The 13,308-nt window shown below is 64.3% G+C and carries 14 protein-coding genes; 13 read left to right on the plus strand and 1 reads right to left on the minus strand.

Annotated features, from left to right (window positions below):
- Positions 1-119 precede the first annotated feature (119 nt).
- From pyrH to gloA, 13 genes are all read left to right on the plus strand, one after another.
- Positions 120-872 (plus strand): UMP kinase, encoded by a 753-nt coding sequence (gene pyrH, locus CFR72_RS03735; RefSeq protein ID WP_110912715.1) that lies wholly within the window; start codon positions 120-122, stop codon positions 870-872.
- A 73-nt stretch (positions 873-945) separates the two neighbouring features.
- Positions 946-1,512 (plus strand): ribosome recycling factor, encoded by a 567-nt coding sequence (gene frr / locus CFR72_RS03740; protein WP_110912775.1) that lies wholly within the window; start codon positions 946-948, stop codon positions 1,510-1,512.
- 7 nt (positions 1,513-1,519) lie between these two features.
- Positions 1,520-2,254, plus strand: a complete 735-nt coding sequence (uppS, locus tag CFR72_RS03745; protein ID WP_110912716.1) for a polyprenyl diphosphate synthase — start codon at positions 1,520-1,522, stop codon at positions 2,252-2,254.
- A gap of 103 nt (positions 2,255-2,357) precedes the next feature.
- A complete protein-coding gene (locus CFR72_RS03750) occupies positions 2,358-3,113 on the plus strand; it encodes a phosphatidate cytidylyltransferase (RefSeq protein ID WP_390669913.1) in 756 nt (251 codons plus the stop codon).
- Between the two features lie 42 nt (positions 3,114-3,155).
- Positions 3,156-4,313, plus strand: a complete 1,158-nt coding sequence (dxr, locus tag CFR72_RS03755; RefSeq protein ID WP_110912718.1) for a 1-deoxy-D-xylulose-5-phosphate reductoisomerase — start codon at positions 3,156-3,158, stop codon at positions 4,311-4,313.
- Positions 4,314-4,372: 59 nt separating this feature from the next.
- Positions 4,373-5,479: an RIP metalloprotease RseP gene (rseP, locus tag CFR72_RS03760; protein ID WP_110912719.1), complete on the plus strand. Its 1,107-nt coding sequence runs from the start codon at positions 4,373-4,375 to the stop codon at positions 5,477-5,479.
- Between the two features lie 145 nt (positions 5,480-5,624).
- Positions 5,625-8,120, plus strand: coding sequence for an outer membrane protein assembly factor BamA (bamA, locus tag CFR72_RS03765; protein ID WP_167400293.1), 2,496 nt, complete (start codon positions 5,625-5,627; stop codon positions 8,118-8,120).
- A gap of 7 nt (positions 8,121-8,127) precedes the next feature.
- Entirely contained in the window at positions 8,128-8,994 is an 867-nt protein-coding gene (locus CFR72_RS03770) for an OmpH family outer membrane protein (protein ID WP_110912777.1), read from the plus strand.
- 16 nt (positions 8,995-9,010) lie between these two features.
- Positions 9,011-10,087 carry a UDP-3-O-(3-hydroxymyristoyl)glucosamine N-acyltransferase gene (lpxD, locus tag CFR72_RS03775; RefSeq protein ID WP_110912720.1) on the plus strand — a complete coding sequence of 359 codons (1,077 nt, stop codon included), beginning with the start codon at positions 9,011-9,013 and terminating at the stop codon, positions 10,085-10,087.
- A 101-nt stretch (positions 10,088-10,188) separates the two neighbouring features.
- On the plus strand, positions 10,189-10,674 hold the full coding sequence (gene fabZ, locus CFR72_RS03780; protein ID WP_040510475.1) for a 3-hydroxyacyl-ACP dehydratase FabZ: 486 nt from the start codon (positions 10,189-10,191) through the stop codon (positions 10,672-10,674).
- Positions 10,675-10,788: 114 nt separating this feature from the next.
- Entirely contained in the window at positions 10,789-11,688 is a 900-nt protein-coding gene (gene lpxA / locus CFR72_RS03785) for an acyl-ACP--UDP-N-acetylglucosamine O-acyltransferase (RefSeq protein WP_407716812.1), read from the plus strand.
- The gene (locus tag CFR72_RS03790; protein ID WP_110912722.1) at positions 11,678-12,574 is read left to right on the plus strand and encodes an LpxI family protein; all 897 of its coding nucleotides are present in this window, start codon (positions 11,678-11,680) and stop codon (positions 12,572-12,574) included. The genes lpxA and CFR72_RS03790 overlap by 11 nt, the downstream gene beginning before the upstream one ends.
- Before the next feature lie 17 nt (positions 12,575-12,591).
- The gene (gloA, locus tag CFR72_RS03795) at positions 12,592-12,981 is read left to right on the plus strand and encodes a lactoylglutathione lyase (RefSeq protein WP_110912723.1); all 390 of its coding nucleotides are present in this window, start codon (positions 12,592-12,594) and stop codon (positions 12,979-12,981) included.
- Here gloA and CFR72_RS03800 read toward each other — a convergent pair.
- On the minus strand, positions 12,978-13,226 hold the full coding sequence (locus CFR72_RS03800) for a hypothetical protein (RefSeq protein ID WP_233045067.1): 249 nt from the start codon (positions 13,224-13,226) through the stop codon (positions 12,978-12,980). The two genes, gloA and CFR72_RS03800, sit on opposite strands and share 4 nt — an antisense overlap.
- Positions 13,227-13,308: the final 82 nt, after the last annotated feature.

Here is a 13,308-nt window from a genome sequence, read left to right on the forward strand (position 1 = left end):
CATCGTGTGCTTGTGAGGGGGGCGAACCCCCTATATGACATGTGCTGCGCGGGCGCTGCCGCCACTCGCGGGCGGCGGCCTGCCGCTTTGTGTCTTATTCCTGTTGTGTTCGAGGGCCAATGACAAATCCGCTGACAGATCATGCCCCAGACAATGCCCCCGGTTACCGCCGGGTCCTGCTGAAGGTTTCGGGCGAGGCCCTGATGGGCAGCGGGTCCTACGGGATCGATCCTGCAACCGTCGATGGAATCGCCGCCGACGTGGCGGAGGTTGCGCGTACTGGCGTGGAGGTGTGTCTGGTTATCGGGGGTGGCAACATCTTTCGCGGTGTCGCCGCCGCGGCGCGTGGCATGGACCGTGCGCAGGGCGATTACGCCGGCATGCTGGCGACTGTCATCAATGCGCTGCTCATGCAGAATTCGCTCGAACGCCAGGGGATCGCAACCCGCGTGATGAGCGCGATCCAGATGTCTTCCATCGCGGAACCCTATATCCGCCGCCGCGCCGTGCGGCACATGGAAAAGGGACGGGTGGTGATCTTCGCCGCCGGGACCGGCAACCCGTTCTTCACCACCGATACGGGTGCCGCCCTGCGTGCGGCGGAAATGGAATGCAGCGCCCTGTTCAAGGGCACTCAGGTCGATGGCGTCTATTCCGCCGACCCGCGCAAGGTGCCTGACGCGCGCCGTTACGATACGCTGACCTATCGCGATGTGCTGGCCAATGACCTCAATGTCATGGATGCGGCCGCCATCAGCCTTGCGCGTGAGAACAAACTGCCGATCGTGGTGTTCAATATCCATGAAAAGGATGCGTTTTCGCGCGTTATGCGGGGCGAGGGACGCTTTACCACGATCGTGGCCTCGGACTGAGGCGCACACCCCGCACGAATAGAGTCGCATGGCGGTCGAACGCGACCGTTTGAGGAATGTTGGGAGGGCCAAGGTGTCTGTCGATCAGAAAAGTTTGCTGGCGGATATTACCCGTCGCATGGAAGGCGCGCTTGAAAGCCTGCGTCGTGATTTCGCCGGCCTGCGTTCGGGCCGCGCGAGCCCGGCGCTGCTGGAACCGGTGCGCGTGGAAGCCTATGGCGGTGAGGTGCCGCTGACGCAGGTTGGCTCCATCGCCGTGCCGGAGGCGCGGATGCTGACGGTGCAGGTGTGGGACCGTTCGCTGGTCAGTGCGGTGGAACGTGCGATCCGTGACAGCGGTCTGGGCCTGAACCCGGCGGCCGATGGCCAGACCGTGCGCGTGCCCATCCCCCAGTTGACCGAGGAGCGTCGCAACGAACTGGCGCGCGCGGCGGGCAAGTATGCCGAGAACGCGAAGATCGCGGTGCGTGGCGTGCGTCGTGATGGCATGGAACAGACGCGCGGACAGGAAAAGAAGGGCGAAATCAGCCAGGATGACGTCAAGGTCTGGTCCGATGCGATCCAGAAGCTGACGGACCAGTATGTAAAGCGTGTTGACGAACTGCTCGCGGAAAAAGAACGCGAGATCAAGCAGGTCTGACCCCCGCATGTACCCAGTGGCCGGGGGGCGGCGTGCAGGGATCGTGCCTGACCATGTGGCGATCATCATGGATGGCAACGGGCGGTGGGCGGCGGCGCGCGGCCTGCCATTGCTCGCCGGGCATCGTGCCGGGGCGGAGGCGGTGCAGCGCTGCATCCGCGCGGCCGTCGCGGCGGGGGTGAAGTGGCTGACGCTTTATGCCTTTTCCTCTGAAAACTGGCGGCGCACCCCGCAGGAAGTGGCCGACCTGACCAGCCTCCTGCGCTATTACCTGCGCTACAAGGTGGCGGAGCTTGCGGCGAAGGGGGTGCGTATCCGCATCATCGGCGACCTGTCGCGCTTTGCCCACGACGTGCGGGCCGAAGCCCGCCGTGCGGAGGTGGAGACAGCCTCCAACACGGTGCTGACGGTGGTGCTCGCACTGTCCTATGGCGGGCGGGCCGACATCATGCAGGCCGCGCTGCGTATGGCGAAGGCCATCAATGACGGCACGCTGGCGGCCGCACAGGTTGACGAGGACACGTTTGGCGGCTTCCTGATGACGGCGGACATGCCGGACCCCGACATCGTGGTGCGCACGAGTGGCGAAAGCCGTCTGTCCAATTTCCTGTTATGGCAGTCGGCCTATGCCGAACTGATATTCATAGAGACGCTGTGGCCTGATTTTGACGCCGGGCATTTCGATGCCGTGCTTCAGATCTATTCCCGGCGCGAAAGGCGCTTCGGTGCAAGACCCGTCTGATCCCGACACCCCTACCGTCATCGCGTTTCCCTCGGCCCCCCGGCCGCCGGGTGGCGGGTCCGGGCGCGGGTGGAAGGACCTGCGCGCGCGCGTGCTGTCGGCCATGGTGATCGTGCCGCTTGCCGGATTGTGCGTCTGGGCGGGGGGCGTCGCCTATGCCGTGATGATCATGCTGGCGATGCTGGGCATGGCGTCCGAATGGGGACGGATGTTTTCGCTGTCGGCGCGGAGCTGGCGCGGCGTGCTCTACCTTGTATGGCCGCTGGCCTGTGCCGCGGCGGCACTCGATGGACAATGGGGTGGCGCGTTCCTGGTCATGGGGGCGGCGTTTGTTTTTGGCCCGGCCCTGTGGGCGGGGCAGGTGGCGATTGGCTGCGCGGGGATATCGCTCCTGTGGCTGCGCTTCATGACGCATCCGGGGGCGGGCGTCGTCCTGTTTGTCGTGGCGTGCGTCGCGCTGAGCGATACGGGCGCCTACCTGACGGGGCGGGCGGTTGGCGGGCCGAAGCTTGCGCCGCGCATTTCGCCGGCCAAGACATGGTCGGGTTCGGTGGGCGGACTGCTGGCCGCGATTGCGGGGGGCGCGACGATCGCGACCCTGCTGCCGGATGCGCTGTCGGGGGCGGCCGTGCGCGGGGCGATGATGGGCGGCGTCATGGCGATTGCGGCGCAGGCGGGCGACCTTGCGGAAAGTGCGCTCAAGCGGGCGCGCGGCGTCAAGGATTCCGGGACGATCATTCCGGGGCATGGCGGCCTGCTGGATCGGTTTGACGGATTGCTGGTGGCGGCACCACTGGCTGCATTGATTTCGCTGGGGGCAGCGGCGGGCGCTGCTTTCTGGTATGTCGGCCTGCGCTGAGCGCGCGGTCGCAATGAAAAGAAGATTGGGGAAATCGGTAGGATGAAGACAGTTTCCGTTCTGGGCAGTACCGGCAGCATTGGCTGCTCCACTGTGGATCTGCTGTTGCAGGCGCCGGAGCGGTTCCGCGTCGTGGCCCTGGTCGGGGGGCGCAATGTCACGCGACTGGCCGAACAGGCGCGGGCGCTGGATGCCGAATATGCCGTCATCGCCGATGAAACCCTGGTGGGGGAGCTTGAGACCCTGCTGGCCGGGACGTCCACGCGGGTGTCCGGCGGGCGCGAGGCGGTGATCCGTGCGGCTGGCGTGCCGGTGGACTGGACCATGGCTGCGATCACCGGGGCCATCGGGCTGGAACCCACGCTGGCGGCGGTGCGCAATGGCGGGTGTGTCGCGCTGGCGAACAAGGAAGCGCTGGTCTGCGCGGGCGACGTCATGCTGCGCGAGGTGCACCAGGCGGGGGCGACGCTGCTTCCGGTCGATTCGGAACATAACGCCATCTTCCAGTCCATGGCCGACCGGCAGGTGGACCAGGTGGAAAAGATCGTGCTGACGGCCTCTGGCGGCCCGTTCCGCCGCGCCAGCATCGAGGAGATGGAGAAGGCCCCGCTGGAGGCCGCGCTGAAGCATCCGACATGGAGCATGGGCGCCAAGATCACCATCGATTCCGCGACGATGTTCAACAAGGGCCTTGAACTGATCGAGGCGGCGCGCCTGTTCGACATGACGGAGGACCGGATCGGCGTCATCGTCCATCCGCAGTCCGTGGTCCACAGCATGGTCCAGTACACCGATGGCAGCATCATCGCGCAGCTTGGCTCCGCCGACATGCGCATTCCCATCGCGCACACGCTGGCGTGGCCGAAGCGCATGGCGACGAATTCGCCGCGCCTCGACCTTGCCGCCATGTCGCGGCTGGATTTCGAGGAACCGGACGAGGAACGTTTCCCCGCGCTGCGCCTTGCCCGGGAATCGCTGCGGGCGGGGGGCGCTGCCTCCGCGATCCTGTCTGGCGCCAATGAAATTGCCGTGGAGGCCTTCCTTAATCGTAAAATCGGCTTCCGGGATATTGCGCGGGTTGTCGAGGATGTGATGCAATCACTTGGAAACCAGAAGGCGGACACGCTGGAGCAGGTCCTGCGCTGGGATGAGGAGGCGCGACGCCTCGCCCGGAGCATGATCACGGCACGGGCCGCATAAGACGACTGGATCAAGGGGAGGATGGCCGCGCGTGATCATCAGGGGAACTCATAATCATCATGCATGATCTGCTGCGGACCATTCTTGCATTTGCCCTGGTGCTGGGGGTGCTGGTTTTCATCCACGAACTCGGCCATTACCTCGCTGCGCGCTGGCGCGGGGTGCATGTGGAGGTTTTCTCCATCGGGTTTGGCAAGCCGCTGCTGCGCTGGCACGACAGTGTCGGCACGGAATGGCGGCTGTGTCCCGTCCCGCTTGGTGGCTATGTGAAGCCGCACGGGTTCGAGGGACCGGAAGACGCCACCCCTGAACAGATGGCCGCTTGGCAGCCGGGACGCACGTTCCATGACAAGCCTGTGCTGTCACGGGCCATCGTCATTATCGCGGGACCGGTTTTCAACTTCCTGCTTGCGATCATCCTCTTTACCGGCCTGTTCGCCTTTGCGGGGCAGCCGCATATCCGCAATGTCGTGGCCGATGTGATGCCCGGAAGTGCTGCGGCGACGGCCGGCATCCACCCTCATGACGCCATCGTGCGGCTGGGCGATCATCCCATCTCCGACGTGGCGGACCTGCAGGCGCGCATCGCCGCCGAACCCGGCGCGCATATCGACGTGGTCGTGCGCCGCGACGGCAATGACGTGACGATCCCGCTGACGGTCGGCAGCGTGGCCGGTGCGAAGGGGCAGGCCCCGCACGGGCAGCTTGGCGTCTCCTTCCTTGCGGAAATGGGCGCGCCGCAGTCCCTGCCGCATGCCTTCGTCTCCGCCGTGAAGGAGACATGGAACGTGTCCGTGCAGACCCTTGCGGGGCTGTGGCAGATGCTGACGGGACAGCACAGCACCAAGGACCTGGGCGGCCCGCTGCGGATCGCGCAGATGTCGGGGCAGGTGGCGCAGTACGGGATCTCGAGCCTCGTATCCTTCATGGCGCTGCTGTCGATCAACCTTGGCCTGATCAACCTGTTCCCCATCCCGATTCTCGATGGGGGACGGCTGATGTTCTATATTCTTGAGGCAATAATGGGGCGTCCCGTGTCGCGCCGGGTGCAGCAGATCAGCTTCCAGGCGGGATTCGCCCTTATTGCCAGCCTGTTTTTATTTTCTACATTTAACGACCTCTCGCATTTCGGCTTGTTTCAATGGCTGGCATCGCATGTCGGATAACGTAAGAATGGCGGCATGAGACAAGTGCTTGCACGAGAGGGGCGATATCGGATACGTCCGCCCATGCGGATAATGCATGACAGCACGGAGATGACCTCTTCGCATGGCTGGCAGTGTGGCCAATCCGCCTACCGAATGGTGAGGAATGCCGATTTTGTCGACTAAACGTTCAGCGCTGCTTGCATCCGTGTGCGTTGTGCCGCTGTTCTGGACGGCAGGAGCCCACGCGCAGGACGCTGGACCGGAGGGCGCGCCGCCTTCCGACGCCCCCCCGTCCGACGGCATGGCCCCTACGCCGGGGATGGCCCCTGACCAGCCGGAGGTCGAGGCCATCAAGCCGCCGCCGCTGGCCGACCCGATCGAGGCGGTGGACATCAAGGGCAATGACCGTATCGAGACGAACACCATCCTGTCCTATATGGTGGTGCAGCCCGGTGACCGGTTTGACCAGGACCTGCTCGACCGTTCGCTCAAGACGCTTTACGCCACCGGCCTGTTCAAGGACGTGAGCATGCAGCGTTCGGGCAACATGCTGATCGTGCATGTCGTCGAAAACCCGATCGTCAACCGCATCATCTTCGAAGGTAACCACAGCGCCAAGGACGAGGACCTGACAAAGGTCATCTCGCTGCGCCCGCGCGCGGTGTTCTCCACCAAGACGATTGCCTCCGACCGGCAGAAGATCCTTGGTGTCTATGCGGAAAAGGCGCGCTATGCCGCCACCGTCACGCCGCAGGTCATCCGCCTTGCGCATAACCGCGTCGATGTGATCTTCCGCATCAACGAGGCGCAGAAGACCCTGATCCGCAAGGTGACGTTCGTGGGCAACCGCACCTTCTCCAGCACGCGCCTTGCCGGTGTCGTGTCGTCGAAGGAAACGGCGTGGTACCGCTTCTTCTCGTCGAGCGACCAGTACAATCCCGAACGTATCAAGTATGACGCGGAACTGCTGCACCGCTTCTACCTGAAGAACGGCTTTGTCGATTTCCAGATCAAGAACGCGACGGGTGAACTCTCCCCCGACCACAAGGCGTTCTACATCACCTATACGATGGAAGAGGGGCCGCGTTACCGTCTGAACAAGATGGATATCCGTTCTTCGCTGCGGCATGTCAGCGCGGAGTCCCTGCACAAGTACATCTCCCTGTTCCATAACCAGTGGTATGACGGCAGCGCCATCCAGCATAACGCGACATCCATGCAGGAGATCCTGCAGGCCAAGGGATATCCGTTCGCGATGGTGCATCCCGAAATCGCGCGCAATCCCGAAAAGCGTACGGTCAACCTGCTGTTCGACGTGAGCGAAGGGCCGCGCATGTATGTCGAGCGTATCGACATCAACGGCAACACCATCACGCAGGACAAGGTCATCCGCCGCCAGTTGCCGATGTCCGAAGGCGACCCGTACACCCCCATGGACCGCAAGTATTCCAAGGCGGTGCTTGAGGATCTTGGCTTCTTCAAGACGGTTTCGATCGACCAGACGCCCGGTTCCGCGCCCGACAAGGTCAACATCTCCGCCGACGTGGTGGAAAAGCCGACGGGTGAATTCTCGCTCGGTGGCGGGTATTCGTCGGATGCGGGCGTGCTCGGCAACCTTGGGCTGAAGCAGCACAACCTGCTGGGCACCGGCATTGATGCCGGTTTCTCCGGCACGGCGGCCTATTACGAGGACCAGGCCGACATCTCGATCACGGACCCGTATTTCCTCAACCGCAACCTGGTCGCCGGTATCGACATCTTCGGCATCCAGAACCGTTACATGACGTACCAGAACTACTCCGAAGGCCGGTACGGCATGACGCTGCGCATGGGGTATTCGTACAATAACCACCTGTCGCAGTCGTGGAGCTATACGCTGACCGATCGAAATGTCGGCGATACATGGTCGGATTCCTCGTGGTACGTGCTTGACCAGTCCGGCTGGTCGCTGCTGTCGCAGTTGAGCACCACGCTGACCTATGACACCCGTGACCGGCGCATGCAGCCGCACAGCGGCTACGTCATCCGCGTGGGTGGCGACTTCGCGGGTATCGGCGGCAACGAACGCTATTTCCGTGGCAAGATCGACGCCGCCTACTACATCCCGCTCGACAGCCTGATGGGCAACCATGACTGGACAGTGGACCTGCGCGCGGGTGCGGGCGACATCGCCAACTGGGGCGGCGGGCGCAGCGACATCATCGATAACTTCTACCTCGGTGGTAACACGCTGCGCGGCTTCCTTGACGGTGGTGCCGGGCCGCGAACGATGGGTATTCCCGCACGCACCATCGACGGCGTGAAATACCCGATGCATTCGCAGGAAGACTTCCTTGGCGGCCGGTTCCTGTATACCGCATCCGCCACGATCCATTTCCCCATGCCGTTCGCGGCAGACATGGGGATCAAGGGACGTTATTTTGTCGATGCCGGTGGCCTGGATGGCCTGCGCGTGCGCGAACGCTATACCTCGCCCAGCGATGGTTACAAATATACCCCGGTATATGGCGATACGCTGACGCCGCGCGTCAGTACCGGCGTGGGCTTTTCGTGGAAAAGCCCGTTTGGTCTGATCAACATCGATCTTGGTGTGCCGATCATCAAGCAGAAGCATGACCGAACACAGTTGCTCCGCTTTGGCTTCGGCCAACAATTCTGAGGTGATAATGTTGCGTAATTCCGGCGTTCGTCTACTTGCCGCGGCTGTCGCACTGGGATGTGGCAGTCTGGTCGGATCTGCTGCCCATGCGCAGAACAATTCCGGCTGGTTCGTCCCCAAGGCATCCCAGCAGCAGCCGGAGCATGCGGCATCCCACGCGGCCCAGCCTGCGCCGCCGCCCGTGCCCCTGCCGGCCCCGCCCGCCGACAGCGAGGAGGCGCAGTCCCAGACGCCGCCGGTCCTGCCGCTGCCGCAGATTCCCAACTCCCCCGACCTGCCCAAGGGGGCGCCGCCGCCCGCGCCGATCATCGGTGTCATCAGCGTGCCTGACGTGATGCGCCTGTCCACCGCGGCACAGCAGGCGGAGCGCGTGCTGGGCGCGCGTCGTGACGAACTGGCGCGCGATGCGCAGAAGGAGCAGGCATCGTGGCGTGACGAGCAGCAGAAGCTGCAGGGGCAGGCCCGGACCATGACGTCCGACCAGATCCAGGCGAGCGAGCGCAAGCTGCAGGAACGCGTGATCGCGGCGCAGAAGAACTTCCGCAACCGCAACCGCATCATCCAGGAAGCAGCCCAGGTGTCGCTGGGGCAGATCGAGCGTGAACTGGTGCAGATCATCCGCCAGGTCGCGGCCAGCCGCAGCATGAACCTTGTCCTGCACCGTGAGCAGGTGGCGCTGAGCCAGGACAGCCTCGACATCACGCAGCAGGTTGCGACGCAACTGAACTCTGTCCTGCCGAGCGTCTTCATCCCGGCGGCGAATGTCGATCCTGAAGTGCTGGCGAAATCGGGCACGATGCCGACGACTGCCGATGCGGAAGGCGGGGCCTCCGCTCCGGCGGCGCCTGCCGCCGCGGCCAAGGCGAAGCATTAAGGGCTTGGAAGGATCCATGCACGTGCAGGAGGAAAGCGGGCCGGGCGATACGCGGTTTTTTGTATCTGACGGCCCGTTTGATGCCGCCGAACTTGCGCGGTGCGCCGATGCCGAACTCCACGGATCGGACGCGGCCCTGGCCGGTGCGCCACAGTTCTGCGGCATAGCGCCGCTGCAGTCGGCGGGTCCGACGCAGGTCAGCTTCCTCGACAACCGGCGCTATCTCCCCCTGCTGGAGAAAACGGGCGCGGGGGCCGTGATCGTGGCGCCCGCCTTTGTGGACAAGGTGCCCGCGCATGCCGTGGCGCTGGTGTCAAAGACACCGTACCTGGCATGGGCGCGGGTTGCGTCACGTTTCTATCCCGCGCCGCCGGTCAAGCCGGGGATCCATCCCACGGCGGTGATCGGCGAAGGCGCGCAGATCGACCCCACGGCGGCGGTCGGGGCCTTCTGTGTCATTGGTGAACGGGTGCGCATCGGCGCGGGTGTGTGTATCGACACGCATGTCACGATTGGCGATGGCGTGGAAATCGGCGCACGCAGCCGTATCGGCAGCCATGTCTGCCTGTCGCACGCGCTGCTGGGTGAACGTGTGACCCTGCTGCCGGGTGCGCGCATCGGGCAGGAGGGGTTCGGCTTCGCCACCGGGCCGGACGGGTTTGAAACCGTGCCGCAGCTTGGCCGTGTGATCCTTGAGGACGGGGTCGAGGTCGGGGCCAACTCCACCATTGACCGTGGTTCGATCCGTGACACCCTGATCGGGGCGGGTTCGCGCCTCGACAATCTGGTGCAGATCGGCCATAATGCGCGTCTGGGACGGTGCTGTATCGTGGTGTCCCAGGCCGGTATTTCGGGTTCGACGGAACTGGGTGATTTTGTCACGATCGCGGCGCAGGCCGGGCTGATCGGGCATATCAGGATCGGCACAAAGGCACGGATCGGCGCGCAGTGTGGCGTCATGTCCGATGTCGAGGCCGGGGCCGATGTCATCGGAAGCCCGGCGATGCCATTCAGGGAGTTTTTCCGAAACGTGGCGTTCCTGCGTCGTCTGGCGAAAAAACCGGCGCAGGACGGGGGCGACAAGGCCGGCTAGGCGACTGTGCCGAGGCGCGGCAAGGAACATTCAACCGGCACGGGGCGGCCTGTCCAGTCAGATTGCAGGCGTCCCCCGTACCGAATAGATGGTTGGACGACGTGGATAAAGAAGTAGAGGCATTACCGACGGAGCAGGCGCCGCAGAGTGTCGAGGCAATCGACATCATGCGCATCATGGAGGCGATACCCCATCGTTATCCATTCCTGCTGATTGACAGGATGGTTGACATCGTCCGGGGGCAGTCCGCGGTCGGCATCAAGAACGTGTCCGTGAACGAACCGCATTTCCAGGGGCATTTCCCCGCGCGGCCCGTCATGCCCGGCGTGCTGATCATCGAGGCGATGGCGCAGACGGCGGCGACGTTGGTCGTGCTGACCCTGGGCGAGGCGTTCGAGGGGAAGCTGGTCTATTTCATGACCATCGACGGTGCGAAGTTCCGTCGGCCCGTCGGCCCCGGCGACCAGTTGCGGATTTCCGTTGAAAAAGAGCGCAGCCGCGCGAATGTCTGGAAATTCAAGGGGATCGCACGTGTTGATGGCGTCTCGGTGGCCGAGGCGACGTTCAGCGCGATGATCATGGGCTAGGCCGCGCCCCGCGCAACGCAAATGATCGGCCCGTACCGGCAGGCACCGTGACCGGGGGCCGGTATCGGGATCATGGCTTTTTCTCCGGTAGCAGTCTGCCGGAAGGCCGTCGAAATGGAGGCTGTTCTGGCACACAGCGCATCTACCGGCGCGACAGGGGAGACGGGACCTTTGGGCCCTGCCGAGATTCATCCCTCATCCATCGTTGCCGCTGGCGCCCGAATTGGTCGCGGCGTGTCAATCGGTCCATGGTGCACGATCGGTCCCGATGTGGTGATCGAAGATGGTGTGCGGCTGATTTCCCACGTCGTGGTTGATGGCCATACGCATATCGGCGCGAATGTCGTGTGCTATCCCTTCACCACGGTGGGACTGGAACCGCAGGACCTGAAATATCGTGGTGAACCGACCCGCTGTATCGTGGGGGCGGGCACCATCATCCGTGAAAACGTCACCATCCACCGCGGCACCGCCACGGGTGTGGGTGTGACCACGATTGGCGATGGCTGCCTTATCATGGCGAATTCGCATGTGGCGCACGACTGCACGCTGGGGCGCGGTGTCATCATCGTCAACAATGTGGTGATGGGTGGCCATGTCGTGATCGGCGAAAATGCCCGCATCATGGGGTCCGCCGCCCTGCACCAGTTCGTGCGCATCGGCCATGCCGCACTTGTCGGCGGTGTCTGCGGGGTGGAGGCGGACGTCATCCCGTATGGCAGTGTGCTGGGCAACCGGGCGCGGCTTGTGGGGCTGCACTGGATCTGGCTGCGGCGCAATGGCGTTGCCCCCGATGATATCCGGCGCATGCGTCTGGCGTTCCGCGCGCTCTATCCCAAGGCCGCGCATGCCAGTGGCGCAGTCTTCCAGCAGCGTCTGGAACAGGTGCGCGCGCAGTATGGTGACGATGCCCGCGTGTCCGAAATCCTCGACTTCATTGCCGCGCCCAGCCATCGTGGACTGGTGCGCGTGCAGAGAAGTCCGGGCGAAATGATCGAGACCGATGGCGCCTGATCCATCGGGGGATCAGGTGTCGCCGTCTTCTGAACCGCCCGCGCCCCGCTGTGTCGGGATCCTCGCAGGGGGCGGCCCGCTGCCTGCGCAGGTGGCGCAGTCGGTCGTCGCCGCGGGCGGCAGCGTTTTCATCATCGGGTTCGAGGGCTTTGCCGAACCCGACGTCATCGCCCCATGGCCGCACCGGTTCATCCGGCTTGCCGCGGCGGGCGAAATCCTTTCCACCCTGCGCCAGCATGGATGTCGCGAACTGGTCCTGATCGGGCCGGTGCGGCGTCCTTCCTTTGCGACATTGCGGCCTGATGCGGCGGGGGCGCGGATTCTGGCGCGGATCGGCCGTGCCCTGTTTTCAGGCGATGATGGACTGCTTGGCGCGATTGTCCGGGTGCTGGGGGAGGAAGGATTCGTCGTCCGGGGGGCGCATGAATACCTGCATGCCTCCGTCGGGCGGCGGGGCGTGATGGGCGCGGTGCGTCCCGATTCCGTCGCCGTGTCGGATATCGGGCGCGGGCGCAGCGTGGTGGTGGCCATGGGCGCGCTTGATATCGGTCAGGGCTGCGTGGTGCAGGACGGGCTTGTCCTTGCGGTCGAGGCGATCGAGGGCACGGACGAGATGCTTGAACGTGTCGGGCGATACCGTCAGGATGGCCGCCCCGGCGGTGTGCTGGTCAAGATGGTCAAGCCCGGGCAGGAACGGCGCGCCGACCTGCCGACCATCGGCCCGGAAACGGTGCGCCGCGCGGCCCGCGCGGGATTGCGCGGCATCGCGTTCGAGGCCGGGGCGACGCTGCTGACCGACCCGCGTGAATGTGTGGCGCTGGCCGATGCGGCGGGGCTTTTCCTCGTCGGGATCACGACAGCCGGGACAATGGAATCCCTTTTGTAAAAAGGAGTGAAAACGTCATGGGCAGTTACCTGCATACAATGGTCCGCGTCCGTAACCTGGAGGCCAGCATCGCCTTCTACAGGCTGCTGGGGATGCATGAACTGCGTCGGCGCGAGGTACCGGAGGGCAAATATACGCTTGTCTTCATCGGCTACGGCGACAACGCGGCTGGGCAGGCGGAAATCGAACTGACCTATAACTGGGGCCAGGACGAGGGATATGACGTCGGCACCGGATTCGGCCACTTTGCCGTGGGGGTGGAGGATGTCGCCGCCATGGTGGAACGGGTCCGCGCAGGCGGCGGCAAGGTCACGCGGGAGGCGGGGCCGGTGAAATTCGGCACCACCGTCATCGCCTTTGTCGAGGATCCCGATGGCTACAAGGTCGAACTGATCGAACGCCGCTAGTCCTTTTCCTTTGCGGGCAGGCAGGTGCGCCGCATGAGGTCGAGCCTGCCGACCGTGGCCTCTATCGCCTGTATGATGACATCCGCGCCCGCGCGCACTTTCGCGTCAGGGTGCGCCGACAGTACGTCCGCCTGCATCAGGGCGGGTGACAGGATGCCCCGGATGTCATGCAGGTGCCTGCGTATCCCCGCCACGTCTGCGGTGTCTGGCGTGGTATCCGGGGTGGTGTGCGGGGTCGGTGGCATGGGCATGTCCGTGCTGTGATGTGGCGGTATGGTGCATTGCGCGATCATGTAACGCGCGTTGCGCATTGACGCTGGGAATAAC

This window comes from Gluconacetobacter entanii (assembly GCF_003206495.1).
Lineage (GTDB): Bacteria > Pseudomonadota > Alphaproteobacteria > Acetobacterales > Acetobacteraceae > Novacetimonas > Novacetimonas entanii.

Coding starts and splice junctions, on each gene's coding strand:
- lpxD (WP_110912720.1), top strand. CDS start 9,011: ATGCACGTGCAGGAGGAAAGCGGGCCGGGCGATACGCGGTTTTTTGTA.
- bamA (WP_167400293.1), top strand. CDS start 5,625: ATGCCGATTTTGTCGACTAAACGTTCAGCGCTGCTTGCATCCGTGTGC.
- CFR72_RS03750 (WP_390669913.1), top strand. CDS start 2,358: ATGGTGATCGTGCCGCTTGCCGGATTGTGCGTCTGGGCGGGGGGCGTC.
- CFR72_RS03790 (WP_110912722.1), top strand. CDS start 11,678: ATGGCGCCTGATCCATCGGGGGATCAGGTGTCGCCGTCTTCTGAACCG.
- gloA (WP_110912723.1), top strand. CDS start 12,592: ATGGGCAGTTACCTGCATACAATGGTCCGCGTCCGTAACCTGGAGGCC.
- lpxA (WP_407716812.1), top strand. CDS start 10,789: ATGGAGGCTGTTCTGGCACACAGCGCATCTACCGGCGCGACAGGGGAG.
- uppS (WP_110912716.1), top strand. CDS start 1,520: ATGTACCCAGTGGCCGGGGGGCGGCGTGCAGGGATCGTGCCTGACCAT.
- dxr (WP_110912718.1), top strand. CDS start 3,156: ATGAAGACAGTTTCCGTTCTGGGCAGTACCGGCAGCATTGGCTGCTCC.
- CFR72_RS03800 (WP_233045067.1), bottom strand. CDS start 13,226: ATGCCACCGACCCCGCACACCACCCCGGATACCACGCCAGACACCGCA.
- rseP (WP_110912719.1), top strand. CDS start 4,373: ATGCATGATCTGCTGCGGACCATTCTTGCATTTGCCCTGGTGCTGGGG.
- pyrH (WP_110912715.1), top strand. CDS start 120: ATGACAAATCCGCTGACAGATCATGCCCCAGACAATGCCCCCGGTTAC.
- CFR72_RS03770 (WP_110912777.1), top strand. CDS start 8,128: ATGTTGCGTAATTCCGGCGTTCGTCTACTTGCCGCGGCTGTCGCACTG.